Origin of the sequence: Chelatococcus sambhunathii, assembly GCF_001418005.1 — a bacterium.
Classification (GTDB): Bacteria; Pseudomonadota; Alphaproteobacteria; order Rhizobiales; family Beijerinckiaceae; genus Chelatococcus_A; species Chelatococcus_A sambhunathii.
The window spans coordinates 1-13,947 of the sequence record NZ_LIOL01000021.1 but is presented as its reverse complement, the minus strand read 5'-3'; the positions used below and the strand labels follow the sequence as shown (position 1 = coordinate 13,947).

General features: G+C 66.4%; 19 protein-coding genes. 15 read left to right on the top strand and 4 right to left on the bottom strand.

Features of this window, described 5'->3' with window-relative positions:
• From ASC46_RS20315 to ASC46_RS20255, 14 genes are all read left to right on the top strand, one after another.
• Nucleotides 1–459: AAA family ATPase (locus ASC46_RS20315; RefSeq protein ID WP_157672364.1), on the top strand; the 459-nt coding region annotated here is incomplete at its 5' end.
• Nucleotides 460–476: 17 nt separating this feature from the next.
• Complete coding sequence (locus ASC46_RS20310; protein ID WP_055460687.1) at nt 477–1,076, top strand: hypothetical protein; 600 nt, start codon at nt 477–479, stop codon at nt 1,074–1,076.
• Between the two features lie 7 nt (nt 1,077–1,083).
• Entirely contained in the window at nt 1,084–2,787 is a 1,704-nt protein-coding gene (locus ASC46_RS20305) for a DEAD/DEAH box helicase (RefSeq protein WP_055461101.1), read from the top strand.
• Nucleotides 2,784–3,047, top strand: coding sequence for a hypothetical protein (locus ASC46_RS21460; RefSeq protein ID WP_141659737.1), 264 nt, complete (start codon nt 2,784–2,786; stop codon nt 3,045–3,047). Before ASC46_RS20305 ends, ASC46_RS21460 begins: the two co-directional genes overlap by 4 nt.
• Nucleotides 3,040–3,246 (top strand): DUF6511 domain-containing protein, encoded by a 207-nt coding sequence (locus tag ASC46_RS20300; RefSeq protein WP_045449869.1) that lies wholly within the window; start codon nt 3,040–3,042, stop codon nt 3,244–3,246. The genes ASC46_RS21460 and ASC46_RS20300 overlap by 8 nt, the downstream gene beginning before the upstream one ends.
• On the top strand, nt 3,246–4,013 hold the full coding sequence (locus ASC46_RS20295; RefSeq protein ID WP_055461100.1) for a PD-(D/E)XK nuclease family protein: 768 nt from the start codon (nt 3,246–3,248) through the stop codon (nt 4,011–4,013). Before ASC46_RS20300 ends, ASC46_RS20295 begins: the two co-directional genes overlap by 1 nt.
• Nucleotides 4,010–6,298 (top strand): AAA family ATPase, encoded by a 2,289-nt coding sequence (locus ASC46_RS20290; protein WP_055461102.1) that lies wholly within the window; start codon nt 4,010–4,012, stop codon nt 6,296–6,298. Before ASC46_RS20295 ends, ASC46_RS20290 begins: the two co-directional genes overlap by 4 nt.
• Before the next feature lie 434 nt (nt 6,299–6,732).
• On the top strand, nt 6,733–7,266 hold the full coding sequence (locus ASC46_RS20285; RefSeq protein ID WP_055461099.1) for a crossover junction endodeoxyribonuclease RuvC: 534 nt from the start codon (nt 6,733–6,735) through the stop codon (nt 7,264–7,266).
• Nucleotides 7,263–7,691 carry a DUF6362 family protein gene (locus tag ASC46_RS20280; RefSeq protein WP_055461098.1) on the top strand — a complete coding sequence of 143 codons (429 nt, stop codon included), beginning with the start codon at nt 7,263–7,265 and terminating at the stop codon, nt 7,689–7,691. Before ASC46_RS20285 ends, ASC46_RS20280 begins: the two co-directional genes overlap by 4 nt.
• A 74-nt stretch (nt 7,692–7,765) precedes the next feature.
• Entirely contained in the window at nt 7,766–8,332 is a 567-nt protein-coding gene (locus tag ASC46_RS21785) for a type II toxin -antitoxin system TacA 1-like antitoxin (RefSeq protein WP_245280646.1), read from the top strand.
• Complete coding sequence (locus tag ASC46_RS20270; RefSeq protein ID WP_055461096.1) at nt 8,329–8,847, top strand: GNAT family N-acetyltransferase; 519 nt, start codon at nt 8,329–8,331, stop codon at nt 8,845–8,847. Before ASC46_RS21785 ends, ASC46_RS20270 begins: the two co-directional genes overlap by 4 nt.
• Before the next feature lie 384 nt (nt 8,848–9,231).
• Nucleotides 9,232–10,569 carry a site-specific DNA-methyltransferase gene (locus ASC46_RS20265; RefSeq protein WP_055461095.1) on the top strand — a complete coding sequence of 446 codons (1,338 nt, stop codon included), beginning with the start codon at nt 9,232–9,234 and terminating at the stop codon, nt 10,567–10,569.
• 592 nt (nt 10,570–11,161) lie between these two features.
• Nucleotides 11,162–11,524: a hypothetical protein gene (locus tag ASC46_RS20260; protein ID WP_157672355.1), complete on the top strand. Its 363-nt coding sequence runs from the start codon at nt 11,162–11,164 to the stop codon at nt 11,522–11,524.
• A complete protein-coding gene (locus tag ASC46_RS20255; RefSeq protein ID WP_055460678.1) occupies nt 11,521–11,751 on the top strand; it encodes a DUF7220 family protein in 231 nt (76 codons plus the stop codon). The genes ASC46_RS20260 and ASC46_RS20255 overlap by 4 nt, the downstream gene beginning before the upstream one ends.
• On the opposite strand, the gene ASC46_RS20250 is transcribed toward ASC46_RS20255, so the two are convergent.
• The 4 genes from ASC46_RS20250 to ASC46_RS20235 form a co-directional block, all read right to left on the bottom strand.
• A complete protein-coding gene (locus ASC46_RS20250; protein WP_055460677.1) occupies nt 11,736–11,957 on the bottom strand; it encodes a hypothetical protein in 222 nt (73 codons plus the stop codon). The genes ASC46_RS20255 and ASC46_RS20250 overlap by 16 nt on opposite strands.
• A gap of 4 nt (nt 11,958–11,961) precedes the next feature.
• Nucleotides 11,962–12,174, bottom strand: a complete 213-nt coding sequence (locus tag ASC46_RS20245) for a hypothetical protein (protein ID WP_055460676.1) — start codon at nt 12,172–12,174, stop codon at nt 11,962–11,964.
• A gap of 176 nt (nt 12,175–12,350) precedes the next feature.
• Nucleotides 12,351–12,938 (bottom strand): DUF3489 domain-containing protein, encoded by a 588-nt coding sequence (locus ASC46_RS20240; RefSeq protein WP_055460722.1) that lies wholly within the window; start codon nt 12,936–12,938, stop codon nt 12,351–12,353.
• Nucleotides 12,939–13,031: 93 nt separating this feature from the next.
• Complete coding sequence (locus ASC46_RS20235; protein WP_055460721.1) at nt 13,032–13,256, bottom strand: hypothetical protein; 225 nt, start codon at nt 13,254–13,256, stop codon at nt 13,032–13,034.
• A gap of 121 nt (nt 13,257–13,377) precedes the next feature.
• On the opposite strand from ASC46_RS20235, the gene ASC46_RS20230 reads away from it, so the two are divergent.
• A complete protein-coding gene (locus tag ASC46_RS20230) occupies nt 13,378–13,929 on the top strand; it encodes a hypothetical protein (protein ID WP_245280645.1) in 552 nt (183 codons plus the stop codon).
• Nucleotides 13,930–13,947 lie beyond the last annotated feature (18 nt).

Here is a 13,947-nt window from a genome sequence, read left to right as displayed (position 1 = left end):
CCCGATGTCCGCGGCGCCTACGGTCTGCACGGCCGCGAGATGATCGCGTGGCTCACGCATCTCCAGCACACGCGGGCGAAGAACGTCTGGTTCGTCGGGATCCTCGACGAGAAGCTCGACGACTTCAATCGGCGCATCTTCCAGCCGCAGATCGACGGCTCGAAGACCGGCCTCGAGCTGCCGGGCATCGTCGATGAAGTCCTGACGATGGCGGAGATCAAGGACGAGTCCGGCGCGCCGTACCGTGCCTTCGTCTGCCAGACGATCAACCCCTGGAACTTCCCGGCGAAGGATCGATCCGGCCGTCTCGACCTGATCGAGGAGCCTCATCTCGGCCGCCTGATGGCCAAGATCCGCGGGCCCGTGAAGCCCGCCTTCGAGCGGCTGGCCTATCGCAGCCCGCCCCCGGCCGCGACGGCGCCGACCTCCGACGCCCCCACCCATTCCGAAGACGCCTGAACGAGGAGACCCCAGTCATGTCTGGATCCTGGAACGACTTCAACGACGCCAAGCAGAACAGCAGCATCATCCCCAAGGGCACGCTGGCCAAGGTGCGCCTGACGATCCGCCCGGGCGGATTCGACGATCCGGCGCAGGGCTGGACCGGCGGATACGCCACGCGGGGAACCACCGGCTCGGTCTATCTCTCGGGCGAGTTCACGGTTCTCGAAGGGCCCTACGCCCGGCGCAAGATCTTCACCCTGATCGGGCTCTACAGCCCCAAGGGGCCGGACTGGGCGAACATGGGCCGCAGCCTGATCCGCGGCATGCTCAACTCTGCGCGCGGCATTTCGGACAAGGACACGTCCGCTCAGGCCCAGGCCGCCCGTCGCATCAGCGGCTTTGCCGATCTCGACGGGCTCGAGTTCGTGGCGCGGATCGACATTGGCACCGACACCAACGGCGAGGAGAAAAACGAGATCCGCGCGGCCGTGACGCCGGATCACAAGGAGTATGCCGCTCTCATGGGTGGCGTGCCCGGTGTGGCAGCGCAGCCGCAGGCTCAGCCTTCCCAGCCCTCCATGTCCCAATCTTCAGCACCGGCGGCGGGCACGCGCCCGTCCTGGGCGCAGTGAGGCGGCCATGCTGCTGCGTCCCCGCCAGAAGCAGTTCGTCGAGCGCAGCGTCCGCGCGCTCCACGAACACGGAAACACCCTCGGCGTCGCCCCGACCGGAGCCGGCAAGACGATCATGCTCTCAGGCGTCGTCGGTCGCATGGTCGGCGAAACCCCGAAGAGCACGGGCGCCAAGGCCTGCGTGCTCGCCCACCGCGACGAGCTGACCGCTCAGAACCGCAGCAAGTTCGGGCGGGTGAACCCGAAGATCACGACCTCGGTCGTCGATGCGAAGGAGAAGTCGTGGGCTGGACAGGTCACCTTCGCGATGGTGCCGACGCTGGCGCGTACGGGCAATCTCGACCAGCTGCCCGCGCTCGACCTCCTGGTCATCGACGAGGCGCACCACGCGGCCGCCGACAGCTATCGCCGCATCATCGACACCGCGCTCCAGCGCAATCCCGAGTGCCGGGTCTACGGCGTCACGGCGACACCCAATCGGGGCGACAAGCGCGGTCTGCGCCCGGTGTTCTCCAACGTCGCCGATCAGATCCGGATCGGGGAGCTCATCGCGTCCGGGCATCTCGTGCCGCCGCGAACCTTCGTGATCGATGTCGGCGTCCAGGACCAGCTCACCAAGGTGCGCCGCACGGCAGACGATTTCGACATGGCCGAGGTCGACGCGATCATGAACCGTTCGCCGGTCACGCACTCCGTCATCCGCCACTGGCGGGAAAAGGCGGGCGAGCGCCAGACGGTGGTGTTCTGCTCGACCGTGGACCACGCGCGCAACGTGACCGCCGCTTTCAACGCGGCCGGTGTCGCCGCTGGGCTGATCCACGGCGACATGGCCGATACCGACCGCAAGACGACCCTCGACGCCTACGCCGCCGGAGAGCTGCGGGTCGTCGTCAATGTCGCGGTACTGACCGAGGGCTGGGATCATCCGCCGACGGGCTGCGTCGTGCTGCTGCGGCCGAGCTCCTACAAGTCGACCATGATTCAGATGGTCGGCCGGGGCCTGCGCACGGTCTCGCCCGAGGAGCATCCCGGCGTCATCAAGACCGACTGCATCGTGCTGGATTTCGGCACCTCGACCCTGCTGCACGGTTCGCTGGAGCAGGACGTCGACCTAAACGGTCGCGAGCCCTCCGGCGAAGCGCCCACTAAGGATTGCCCGGACTGCGGCGCCATCGTGCCGCTCGCCACCATCGAATGCCCGCTGTGCGGTCATGTCTGGGAGCGTCCCGAAGGCGGCGAAGCAGCGCCGCTCGGCGACTTCGTGATGTCCGAGATCGACCTCCTGAAGCGGTCGAGTTTCCGTTGGTGCGATCTCTTCGGCGACGATGCCGCGCTCATCGCCAACGGTTTCAATGCCTGGGGCGGTGTCTTCTTCCTGAACGGCCGGTGGTACGGCATCGGCGGTCTGCAGAAGCAGCGGCCTCATCTGTTGGCCGTGGGCGAACGCACCGTTTGCCTCGCGGCGGCCGACGATTGGCTCAACGAGCATGAGAGCGACGAGAGCGCCCACAAGACGCGCCGCTGGTTGAACCAGCCGCCCACCGACCGGCAGCTTGCCTTCCTGCCGCCGGAGTACCGGCAGGATTTCGGGCTCACCCGCTATCAGGCATCGGCGCTGCTGGCCTTTCGCTTCAACCGCGACGCTATCCGCTCCCTCGTCTTCGGCGCGGCCGATGCCGCGCCCGAAGCAGCCATAGGGAGGGCGGCATGAGCCATGGCCTGTCCTACCCCCACCACGGCCGAGGACCGGCGGCGGCTCTGGCATCCGCGTGGAACGCTCTGTGCTGTCTGCCGGCGACCCACCCGTGGCTTTGGCTGGTTCGACCCGGTGCGCCCGGCGGCTTCGCCGCCAAAATCATCGAACTGGGCGCGTACGCGCCCGGGGCAACCGCGCCCCTCGGTCTGGTTCTGCTCGATGGCCTGCCAAGGCTTCTGGACGCGCTTGGCGCGGGAGCGCTGGGCCATGGTTGATCTCACCGAACAGGAGAAGGCGGCGATCCGCGCTGCCATGAAGCCGGTCGCCGAGATCATGGAGGAGATCGGCTGGCAGGCGCGCTTCTCCGACCTCACGGAGGCGCAGGTGCTCACGCTCATCGAGGTCGCCGTCGGCGGCTTCCAGGACGCCATGCACGCCATGGCAGCCGACGCCGACGCGGAGGTACCGTTCTGATGCTCGACTATAACCGCCGCCCCACCTGCGCCGAACGCATCAATGCGGTGATCGACGAGGCGATCGCTGCTGAACGCGCGGCGGTTGCGCCGAGGGCCTATCTCGGCGGCTCCCGCCTTGGACACGGCTGTGAGCGCGCTCTGCAATTCGAGTTCGCGGGTGCGCCGAAGGATGAGGGCCTGGAGTTCTCTGGGCAGACTCTGCGGATCTTCGAGATCGGACACGCGCTCGAAGATCTTGCCATCCGCTGGCTGCGCGGTGCCGGGTTCGATCTCTATACCCGCAAGGGCAACCGTCCGGACGGCGAGCAATTCGGTTTCTCGGTCGCTGGTGGCCGCATCCGCGGTCATGTCGATGGGATCATCGCCGCCGCACCCCAGCTGCTGGGCATCGGCGTTCCCGCGCTCTGGGAATGCAAGACGATGAACGCCAGGAACTGGCGCGAGACCGTGGCCAAGGGCGTGGTCGTGGCGAAGCCCGTCTATGCCTCCCAGATCGCCCTCTACCAGGCCTATATGGAAGCGCAGGTCCCCGGCATCTCCGACAATCCCGCGCTCTTCACCGCCATCAACAAGGACACCGCCGAACTGCACCACGAACTCGTGCCGTTCGACGCGGGGCTCGCCCAACGCATGAGCGACCGTGCCGTGCGGATCCTTGAGGCGACGGATGCAGGGGATCTGCTGCCGCGCATCGCCACGACCCGTGATTTCCACGAGTGCCGAATGTGCCCGTGGGCGGAACGCTGCTGGGGGCTGCCGGCATGAGCGAGAACAATGTCGTCTCCCTCGATGCCTGGCGCGACTTCAACGACGCCGCGCCGCAGGCCGATCCGTTCGACATCGAGCCGGATCCAGAGCAGATCGCCGTCTTTCTCGATGTCGTCTTCGGTTACTGCGAGGGCTGGGTGCCCCTGCGCGGGTTCGTGGACAAGGGCCAGGGCATAGACGGCCGACCCCACAACGCCTGGATCGAGATCGACGACAGTTTGCTGGAGAAGGCGGTTTCCTTCGCCGGTTGGGCAGCACGCGAAGGGGCGGCCTTCTATGTGGTGCCAGGAACGGTCGCCGAGACCGGCAAGGCCAAGGCCGCCGATGTCCAGCAGATGCAGACGGTTCTGGTCGACCTCGACGCCGGCGATATTGTGGCCAAGCTCGACCACCTCCTCCGGCATCTCGGCGAGCCGACACTGCTCGTCGAAAGTGGCGGCCGGACGCCGGATGGTCTCGACAAGCTGCACGTCTGGTGGCGCTTGAGCGAACCGGCCGAGGGCGAGGATATCGCGCTTCTCTGTCGGCTGCGCGGCGACATCGCGGTCAAGGTGGGCGGCGACACGCATTTCCGATCGGCTCACCAGCCGATCCGCCTGGCTGGTTCGGTCTATCACAAGGGTGGGTTCAAGCGGCTGGTCAACATCCGCCGCCATAGCCCGCGGGTCGAGGTCCATCTGCGCGACTTCGCGGATGTCGTCGCCGACATGCCGCCGCTTGCCGGGGTCGGATCCGAGCCAGGCCCCTCTACGGACAAGCCGTCGATCACCGATGTCCTGACGTCGCCAGTCCGCGAAGGCGGATCAGACGATTGGACCCGCTTCCAGGGGGCGAGCGCCGCCATCGGCCACTACGTCCGCATGGCGCATGAGGGCCGCATGAGCCGCGACGACGCTTGGGAGGCGATCTGCCAGTACAACGCCGCCCAGCTCCGTCCCAGCTGGCCGCTCGAACGCCTCGCCTCGGAAGCCCAGCGCCTCTGGCGGCTTCATGAAGAGCGCCATGGGCCGGCCCTCGAACGGATCGCCGTGCCGCCGATGTCCGCGCTGCCGGTTTTCACGCTCGGCGCGTTGCTCGACGACAAGAGCCCGATGCCCGACGACATCATCGCGCCGCGACTGCTGACGCCCGGCGGGATGCTGGTGCTCGGCGGCGCCCCCAAGGTCGGCAAGAGCGACTTCCTGATCAGTCTGCTCGTCCACATGGCGGCGGGCGTGCCCTTCCTCGGCTTTGCGCCAAGCCGGCCGCTGCGGATCTTCTATCTGCAGGCGGAGATCCAGTACCACTATCTGCGGGAGCGCCTCCAGGCCATCCGGATCGAGCCGGCGCTCCTGGCCGCGGCGCGCGACAATCTCGTCGCCACGCCGAAGGTCCGCATGCTGCTCGACGCCGGCGGCGTGGGCCTGACCATCGCCGCGGTTCGCGCCCACTACGGCCATGGCGCGCCCGATATCCTCTGCATCGACCCGATCCGCAATCTCTTCGATGGGGGTCCGGACGGCGGCGGGGAGAACGACAACACCGCGATGCTCTTCTTCCTGCAGGAGCGGGTCGAGGCCCTGCGGGACGCCGTAGCCCCGGATGCCGGCCTGATCCTCTGCCATCACACCCGCAAGATCCCCAAGAAGCAGTTGGTCGAGGATCCGTTCATGGCGCTCTCGGGCGCGGGCTGGCTCCGCAGCTTCTACACCTCCGGGGTGATCATGCACCGGCCCGACGAGGACCGACCGGAGCGGATGCTGCATTTCGAGCTGCGCAACGGCCCGGGCATCGAGCCGATGGTCGTCGACAAGGCGGATGGGCGTTGGGTCGCGATCGATCGTTCGGGGCCGCGGCTCGTGCGTCGCGAGTTCGGCGAGAAGCTCGACGCCGAGCGCGTGCGCAAGCACGACGTGATCCTTCAGCTTCTGTTCGATGAGGCCGAGGCCGGCCGGCTCTATACCGCGCTGCAGTTCGCCGAGAGCTTCGAGAACCAGGCCGGGCTCGGCGGCAAGGACACGATCCGCGAACGGATCAGCGTGCTGGCCACGAAGGGTTTCATCAAGTTCGTTCGCGATGGCGCGCCATTCGGTCTGCCAACCTCGCGTTCGAAGTTCGGCTATCTCTGCGTCGAGGGCATGACGTTCCCGACCGGAGAAGAGACGGCAGACCCCGACACCGGCGAGGTCGTGCCCGTCCGGATCCCGGTCCTTCCCAGCACCTACAAGTGCCCACAGAGCGGCGCGGCGCTGCCGGTCGAGAACCCTCTGGTCTGGGTCTATCAGACGGAGGAGACCTCGTGATGCGCCAGCTCATCCCGATTACGCGGACTTACGCAGAATCAAGTTGTGGCAAGTTGCGGCGAGCTGGGCGGCCAGCTTCCCAACTACTTTCGTTGCTTTTCGCGCCGCCGCGCTTCGCCCAGCCGTCCCGCGCACATTCAAGTTGGGAAAGCTCGTCCCAACTACCTTGGCTCCCGCGCGCTCCGTTGCGCGGCCTTTCGCAGATTCAAGTTGGGAACGCGACCCGCGCCATGGGCTGTCCCAACTTCGATTTCTCCAAACGATTCAAGGTGTTGATGCGCTCTCGAAGTTGTGGGGGTGAAAGCCACCCCCTTCGGGGGTGGGGGAGAACCGCGCCAAGCGGGTTCTCCCACTCCCACCCCCAGGGGCTTCGCGCGCGCGGTCGCCGTGTCGTCCATCCCCTCACCGACATCAGACGAGAAGGACCCACCACCATGAGCCAGTGCCCGTCACCTCTCCCCAAGAGCGCGCCCCATCCGGCCCCGGTCATCTCGACATCCGCGGGCAGCGCCATTCTCGCCCTGGATCTCGGCACCACCACGGGCTGGGCGAGCCTGGCGGGCGGGATCGTGCACAGCGGAACCGCCAGCTTCCGCTCCTGCCGCTTCGACGGCGGCGGCATGCGGTACCTGCGTTTCCAGCACTGGCTTGGCCAGTTGGCGGACGACTGTGGTGGGTTGGCCTCGGTCTATTTCGAGGAGGTCCGGCGCCATGTCGGCACTGATGCCGCCCATCTCTACGGCGGTTTCCTGGCGACGTTGACCGCTTGGTGCGAGCGTCAGGGCGTCGCCTATCAGGGCGTTCCTGTCGGCACCATCAAACGCTTCGCCACGGGCAAGGGCAACGCCGGCAAGGATGCCGTGCTCGCCGCGATGCGCCAGCGCGGGTTCCAACCCGCCGACGACAACGAGGCCGACGCGATCGCGATCCTGCTCTGGGCGATGGAGACCCGGGGAGGTGTGCTGTGAGGTGGACGCCGAGCCTGGTTGAGGAACGTCTGGCGGAAGCTGCCTTGGTTCTCAAGCGGCTGCCGGAACCCCGGCGGCAGGGCTATTTCAGCGTCTGGCCGGAGGTCATCCATAGCTTCGCCGACAAGGTCGGACAGGAGCCAAAGCCGATGCGCGTCATCCCGTCACCCGCCGCGATCAGCCGGATGGAGGAGACACTCAGCTGGACGGTGGGGCTCGATCCGATCGACGGCAAGATCGTCTGGCTGCGCGCCTACGGCGAGCGATGGAAAACCATCTGCTGGACCGTCGGATTGCAGCGGTCGGCGGCGCACGAGCACTGGCTCTACGCGCTCTGCGTGATCGCGTGGCGGCTGAACCGCCGTAAAGTCCCCCGGCTCCGATCGCGGCGCTATGTGATTGAAATGGTTAAAGGAGCAGAGTGAGCCGAGTTCTCTGCCGCGGCAGAGGTATTGTCCGGACGATGTACGGATGCTATATGAGTGTCACGAGGTGAAGGATGGCGACGACCATGAACAAGCGAAATCAAAAAACCGAGGGAAAAGCGCGATCCGTTACCCGGGTTAAAGGGCTCGTGACGTCCGGTGCCTACCACGTTCTGCCCGCTAAGAAGGGCGGCTGGGAAGTGCGCAAGGAAGGCTCTAACCGCGCAACGGCACAATTTGCTACGAAAGCTGAAGCTATATCGCGCGCAAGAGAGGTCAGTCAAAGCTCAGGCTTTGAGCTGAAAATCCACGCCCGGGATGGTCGGATTCGCGAGACTGTTGTTGTCGGTCGTGATGCGAGAGCTTCCGATTCTATGGCGCAAAAGTCCGAGCGTATCGAAGTGCGTACCACGCCGAATATGAAGGCGCTGCTGCAGCGTGCCGCCACGTTTTCGCATAAGAACGTGACGGAATTCCTGCTCGAGGCCGGCATCAATGCTGCTGAGGAAGCGCTGATCGATCGCCGCATGTTCCGGCTGGATGATGCCCAATGGCAAGCCTTCCAGGATGTTCTCGACCGTCCTGTGCGGAACAAGCCGCGCCTCGCCAAACTGCTCGCTGAAAAGAGCGTGCTTGAGTGACGGCGGAGAACCAATCGTTCTCTGCCGTCCAAAAGCTCGATGCCTCCCACGACGTCGACGCTTTTGATTGCGGCAAGGAACCTCTCGACCGCTTCCTGCAACGCCATGCTCTGATCAACCAGAAAGCGGGCAGCGCTCAGACCTATGTCGTCTGCCGCGGCGAGCAGCGTGTCGTGGGCTATTACAGCCTCGCGGTCGGCGCCGTAGAACATGCCGACGCCCCGGGTCGCGTTGGCCAAGGGCTTGCCCGTCATCCGATCCCGGTGATGCTCCTCGCGCGTCTTGCCATCGACCGATCCGAGCATAGAAAGGGGCTGGGCAAAGCGTTGCTCAAGGATGCACTGCTGCGCACGGCTCAAGCCGCCGAAATTGCAGGTATCCGAGCGCTTCTCGTTCATGCCAAGGATGATGAAGCGCGCGCCTGGTACGAGCAGTTCGACTTCGAACCGAGTCCGACCGATCCCTATCACCTCTTCCTGCTGATGAAAGATCTGCGAGCGCTCCTCGGCGAGTGATCGCACGCTCGCGAAGCGAAGCGGAAAGTGTCCGCCGGACACTTTTCGAAGAGACGAAAACCCCGGTTCTTGGGTAGTTTCTGCCTATCCTCGGGAGAGGCGCGCGCGTCGCGGCCTTGGTCCCGCTTCCAGACGAGTTCGCGGGTCCTTCCTGGCGGAAATCGTATGCTGGCGGGCGAGGCGCGATGGATCGCCAGCGACAGGGCCGGATTTTTGGGAAGCCACCCGGTATCCGGATCCACGCCAATCCCGAGAAACCACCAACGAACACGCGCCTGATGGCCGGACGCCCGTCGCGCCCGCTGGACTCCGCACGGAGTCCAGCGCGGTCTCCGGAGTCCAGGACCACAGGTGTCCACTTCGATCCACGGACCCATCCGACCCATGACGCTGAGCTTCGCCCCCGAGCGGATCGAGACCTGGCCGCTTGCGCGCCTCCAGCCCTACGCCAAGAACGCGAAGGTGCACGGCGCGGACCAGGTCGCCAAGATTGCCGCCAGCATGGCCGAGTTCGGCTGGACCGTGCCCTGCCTCGTGGCCGAGGACGGGGAGCTGATCGCAGGCCATGGGCGCGTGCTTGCCGCGACGCAGCTGGGGTTCACCGAGGCGCCTGTGATCGTGCTCGGGCATCTGACCGAGGCGCAGCGCCGGGCCTACCGCATCGCGGACAACAAGCTGACGGAACTGGGAAGCTGGGACGAGGCGCTGCTCTCGGCCGAGTTGAACGAGTTGCTGGCCGAGGACTTCGACCTGTCGCTGGTCGGGTTTTCCGACGGCGAGCTCGACAAGCTGCTAGCTTATGTGCAGGAGGGCGATGGCCAGGAAGGCGGCGGTGCCAGCGTGCCCCCGGTGACCATCCCCGAACCGCCGCGCAACCCGGCCTCGCGGACCGGCGATCTGTGGATCCTCGGTGAGCATCGTCTGCTCTGCGGTGACGCGACCTCCCATGCCGATGTCCGCCGCCTGATGAACGGCGAGCGCGCAGTGCTGTTCGCGACCGACCCGCCGTATCTCGTCGATTATGACGGCTCCAACCACCCGACGCGCAACAAGGACTGGAGCCAGTCCTACGGCGTGACCTGGGACGACAGCTCGCAGGGCGCGGACCTCTACGACGGCTTCATCGCCGCTGCCATCGCCGAGGCGATCACCGAGGATGCCGCCTGGTACTGCTGGCACGCCTCGCGTCGCCAGGCGATGCTGGAGGCCTGCTGGGAGAAGGCCGGCGCCTTCGTTCACCAGCAGATCATCTGGGTGAAGGACCGGGGCGTCCTGACCCGCTCGCATTACCTCTGGAAGCACGAGCCGTGCTTCATGGGCTGGCGGCGCCCCAACCGACCGCCGAAGGTGGCGGACGAGACATTGCCCTCGACCTGGGAGATGCCGAGCTTCGCGAGGGACGAGCGGCCCGACCATCCGACGCCGAAGCCGCTCGACGCCTTCGGGATCCCGATGCGCCAGCACGTGGCGCGCGGCGGGCTCTGCTACGAGCCCTTCTCGGGCTCCGGCTCGCAGATCATGGCGGGCGAAGCCAATGGTCGGCGCGTCTTTGCGATGGAGATCAGCCCGGCCTATGTCGATGTGGCCGTGGAGCGCTGGCAGGCCGAAACGGGTCGCGAAGCGATCCTCGACGGCGACGGTCGGACATTCGCGCAGGTGAGGACCGAGCGGCTTGGGGATGCCCCGGCCGCGTCTGAAACCGAACCCGAAATAGCCGCGTGACATGCATGACCTGGCTCTACCTTCCTCCGGATGCACTTCCGGAACCGCAGACGCATGCCTGTTCGGCCTCTCGCTTTGCTCCGGCGCTGGCGGGCTCGATCTCGGGCTCGCCGTCGCCATCCCCGGATATCGTGCTGTGGGCCATGTCGAACGAGAAACCTACGCCGCAGCCGTCCTCGTGGCGCGGATGGAAGACGCGGCCCTGGATCCGGCGCCTGTCGCCACCTCGACTGCGAAAACTGTCGGTCTGCGGCGTCGGCCACATCGCCGCCGTCGTTGCGAGGTTCATCCCGTGCTGACCCGCTTCCTGCGATGGCGTCGGCTTCGTCTGCCGGTTCTCGTTGGCGTTGGCGCGGGGCGTCGGCCAGAGCTGCAGCAATTCGGTCCGGTTGCCGCCACTCGACCGGGTTCCAGAGCAGGCGCGCGGGGTCGGCCAGTTCGTCTCCCTCGCGGATGGCGAGGATGAAGAGCCGCTCACGCTTGTGGGGCGCGCCGACTTCCGACGCCGCAGACCGACAGTTTTCGCAGTCGAGGTGGCGACAGGCGCGACGAGAAGGGTCTGGACCGGATGGCGCGGGATTGGCCGACGCCGATGGCGAGCGACGGCTGCAAGCCGAGCGCTGGCAACCGCAGGAGTGCCGACCTGACCCATGCGGCGGGGATATGGATGACGCCGACGGCGCGCGACCACAAGGATGGGGCGACGACGTTGGCGAACACGCCGGTGAACGGCCTGCTTGGCCGCCAGGTCCTGGTGACACCTATGGCTGGGAGCGATACCTCCGATGCGCGCCGAACCTTGAACCCGCTGTTCGTCGAGGCGCTGATGGGCTGGCCCACCGGGTGGACCGGCTTCGGCTCTGAGGGAACGGAGTGGTCCCGCTGGTTGCGGCGCATGCGCTCAGAACTCTCGCAGCTGAGTTGCTGGCCGATCGATGACGGGATGCCAGCATGAAGCAGTCGCGCATCATGTCGCTGGTCGAAGCCATCGCCAACGTGGCCGTCGGCTATGGCGTCGCGGTTGCGACCCAGCTGGTGATCTTTCCGTGGTTCGGTCTGCCCGCGCGCCTCAACGACGCGCTGGCGATCGGGGCGATCTTCACCGTCGTCTCGATTCTGCGCAGCTTCCTGCTGCGGAGGCTGTTCGAGGCGATCCGGGTCAGCGGTCAGTTCCGGGACTGATCCTCGAAGATGCCGAGCATCTCCTCCACCCAGTCCTCGTCCTCACTCCGCATCAGCACGGCCACGAGAAGCTGGACCAGGTGCGGGACCGGTGCATCCAGCGGATTGTCGGGCAGATAGAAGGACAGCTCGCCCTCGGCGGAGACGACGAGGGCGGAGGAGCCTGATGGCAGGACCGTGCCGTGATCGGTGGAAACATTGGTCATGGCATCACCAGTAGTATTTGTGCGGCTTGTGGTTGCCGAGATCCCAGATCAGCGTATCGGGATCGGCGCCGTGCAGCAGCCGGGTGATCGTCCGGGCGTTGCGGCGGCGGCGCGGACGGCTGTGGAACAGGATGTTCCAGTGCGACGGCGTTCCGTTCGGGAACGCGCCGACGCTCCTGCTTCTGGTTCGGGATTTCTTGCGCTTGTAGTTCATCATTCGTCCTCCGGGATTTGCAGACATGCGAATGCCTGCGGTCCGGAGGGCCGCGAATGAAGAACCAGCGATGAGGGTCGAAGTCGGGATGATTTTCGCGGGAACGCGCATATCACGGCTGTGCCGAAACGTAAACCGCCGCCCCGAAGGGCGGCGCATCCGGTTCGACGCTTCGGCCTTCAGACAGGTGGAAGCCTGTAGACCCGTCCGCGTCCCTCGATCTTCTCCGAAGTCACTTCGAGCCCGAGCTTCTTCTTCAGCGCCCCGGCCATCGCGCCGCGCACCGTGTGCGACTGCCAGCCGGTCGCGGTCATGATCTCCGCGATGGTCGCGCCTTCCGGTGCGCGCAGCATGGCGATCAGGGTAGCCTGCTTGGTGCCCTCGCGCCGCGTGCGCGCCTTGGGCGCGGGATCGCTCTCACGCGGGGTGTTCTCCGGGGCGTCCGCGCTCGGCGTTTCGTTGGCGTCCGTGAGCGCGGTGTCGGGCCCCTCCAGCTCGATGCCGATGGCGGCGAGACCAGCGTCGGTAATGTGCAGGAGGATGGCGCAACCGTTCTCGTCGTTGCGCCAGATGCGGTTGAGCGCGGCGTCGGCCTTCGTCTGGCTGTCGGTCACCGTTTCCGCGACCAGTCCGCGAGAGAGAAGCGCGCCCACCACCTTGACGGCGGCGCCTCCGCGCAGGGAACCGGGCAGCGGCAGGACGTTGCCGTCGTCGCGCTGAGCAGCAGCGCTGAGGATCACGGCTTGAGTGTCGGAAAGCTGGGTCATCGGGGTCGTCTCCATGGTCGGGGCCGCGCCCATCGCGGCCCTTCTACGACCCCAAGCCCGTCTCGCGGCGGGCAGGCTTCGGAGAGGCTGGCGCTACTCGGCGTGTTCGCCTTCGCAGAACGCCATATCGGTGATCTCCCGCAGTCTGGCGCTGTAGTGGTTCAGGGTGCCGACATGGCCCCAGTGGATCTCGTCGGGGTGGACCTCGAAGTGGTCCGCGCTGAGAGCAGCGAGGCGTTCCAGCATCGCGTCGATCTCGAACTTGGCGGCGAGGAAGGCGTCGAGGGCCTTCGTGTTGTCCTGTGTGCAGCGGGTCATCGTGGTGGCTCCGTGGTCGAGTTGCATCGCGTCGTTGGAGTGACGTTCGCTCCGGTCGCGCTGCTTATCAACTCAATAAGCACATGAATCTGAATGATAATCGGAGCGACCGATGCTAGGCATGAGCGAGCGCCAATACGCCGCGCGCGTCGGTCTCTCGCGGGGCGCGATCCAGAAGGCGAAGGCGGCGGGACGGCTGGTCCTCCATGAGGATGGCAGCATCGACGCAGAGGCGAGCGATACACGCCGGGCGGCGATGACGGACCCGTCCAAGACCCGGAAACCGCCCGCGCCGAAGCTGAAACCTGTCCCCGACGCGGCCGTGTCCGCCGTTGGCGACACTCTGCGGGAACAAGGGCTTGCCGCGCCACCCGTCGGCAGCGGCACGACCTTCCTGCAGGCCAAGACCGCGAATGAGGTGCTGAAGGCCCAGGAGCGGCGCATCCGGCTTCAGAAGCTCAAGGGAGAACTCGTCGACCGCGCCCGGGCGGTTGCGGTCGTGTTTCGGCTGGCGCGCGAGGAGCGCGATGCTTGGGTGAACTGGCCGGCGCGCGCGGCGGCGCTGATGGCGGCCGAACTCGGCGTGGAGGCGGCCGCCATGCAGAAGGCCTTGGAGAAACATGTACGCGCCCACCTCGACGAACTCGCCGAGGTCCGGCCCGAATTCCGGTGATGAAGATGGCCTGAGGGA

Excerpts from the sequence above, each read along its gene's own strand:
- ASC46_RS20310 (WP_055460687.1), top strand. The coding sequence starts at position 477 with ATGTCTGGATCCTGGAACGACTTCAACGACGCCAAGCAGAACAGCAGC.
- ASC46_RS20305 (WP_055461101.1), top strand. The coding sequence starts at position 1,084 with ATGCTGCTGCGTCCCCGCCAGAAGCAGTTCGTCGAGCGCAGCGTCCGC.
- ASC46_RS21460 (WP_141659737.1), top strand. The coding sequence starts at position 2,784 with ATGAGCCATGGCCTGTCCTACCCCCACCACGGCCGAGGACCGGCGGCG.
- ASC46_RS20300 (WP_045449869.1), top strand. The coding sequence starts at position 3,040 with ATGGTTGATCTCACCGAACAGGAGAAGGCGGCGATCCGCGCTGCCATG.
- ASC46_RS20295 (WP_055461100.1), top strand. The coding sequence starts at position 3,246 with ATGCTCGACTATAACCGCCGCCCCACCTGCGCCGAACGCATCAATGCG.
- ASC46_RS20290 (WP_055461102.1), top strand. The coding sequence starts at position 4,010 with ATGAGCGAGAACAATGTCGTCTCCCTCGATGCCTGGCGCGACTTCAAC.
- ASC46_RS20285 (WP_055461099.1), top strand. The coding sequence starts at position 6,733 with ATGAGCCAGTGCCCGTCACCTCTCCCCAAGAGCGCGCCCCATCCGGCC.
- ASC46_RS21785 (WP_245280646.1), top strand. The coding sequence starts at position 7,766 with ATGGCGACGACCATGAACAAGCGAAATCAAAAAACCGAGGGAAAAGCG.
- ASC46_RS20265 (WP_055461095.1), top strand. The coding sequence starts at position 9,232 with ATGACGCTGAGCTTCGCCCCCGAGCGGATCGAGACCTGGCCGCTTGCG.
- ASC46_RS20260 (WP_157672355.1), top strand. The coding sequence starts at position 11,162 with ATGGCGAGCGACGGCTGCAAGCCGAGCGCTGGCAACCGCAGGAGTGCC.
- ASC46_RS20255 (WP_055460678.1), top strand. The coding sequence starts at position 11,521 with ATGAAGCAGTCGCGCATCATGTCGCTGGTCGAAGCCATCGCCAACGTG.
- ASC46_RS20250 (WP_055460677.1), bottom strand. The coding sequence starts at position 11,957 with ATGACCAATGTTTCCACCGATCACGGCACGGTCCTGCCATCAGGCTCC.
- ASC46_RS20245 (WP_055460676.1), bottom strand. The coding sequence starts at position 12,174 with ATGATGAACTACAAGCGCAAGAAATCCCGAACCAGAAGCAGGAGCGTC.
- ASC46_RS20240 (WP_055460722.1), bottom strand. The coding sequence starts at position 12,938 with ATGACCCAGCTTTCCGACACTCAAGCCGTGATCCTCAGCGCTGCTGCT.
- ASC46_RS20235 (WP_055460721.1), bottom strand. The coding sequence starts at position 13,256 with ATGACCCGCTGCACACAGGACAACACGAAGGCCCTCGACGCCTTCCTC.
- ASC46_RS20230 (WP_245280645.1), top strand. The coding sequence starts at position 13,378 with ATGAGCGAGCGCCAATACGCCGCGCGCGTCGGTCTCTCGCGGGGCGCG.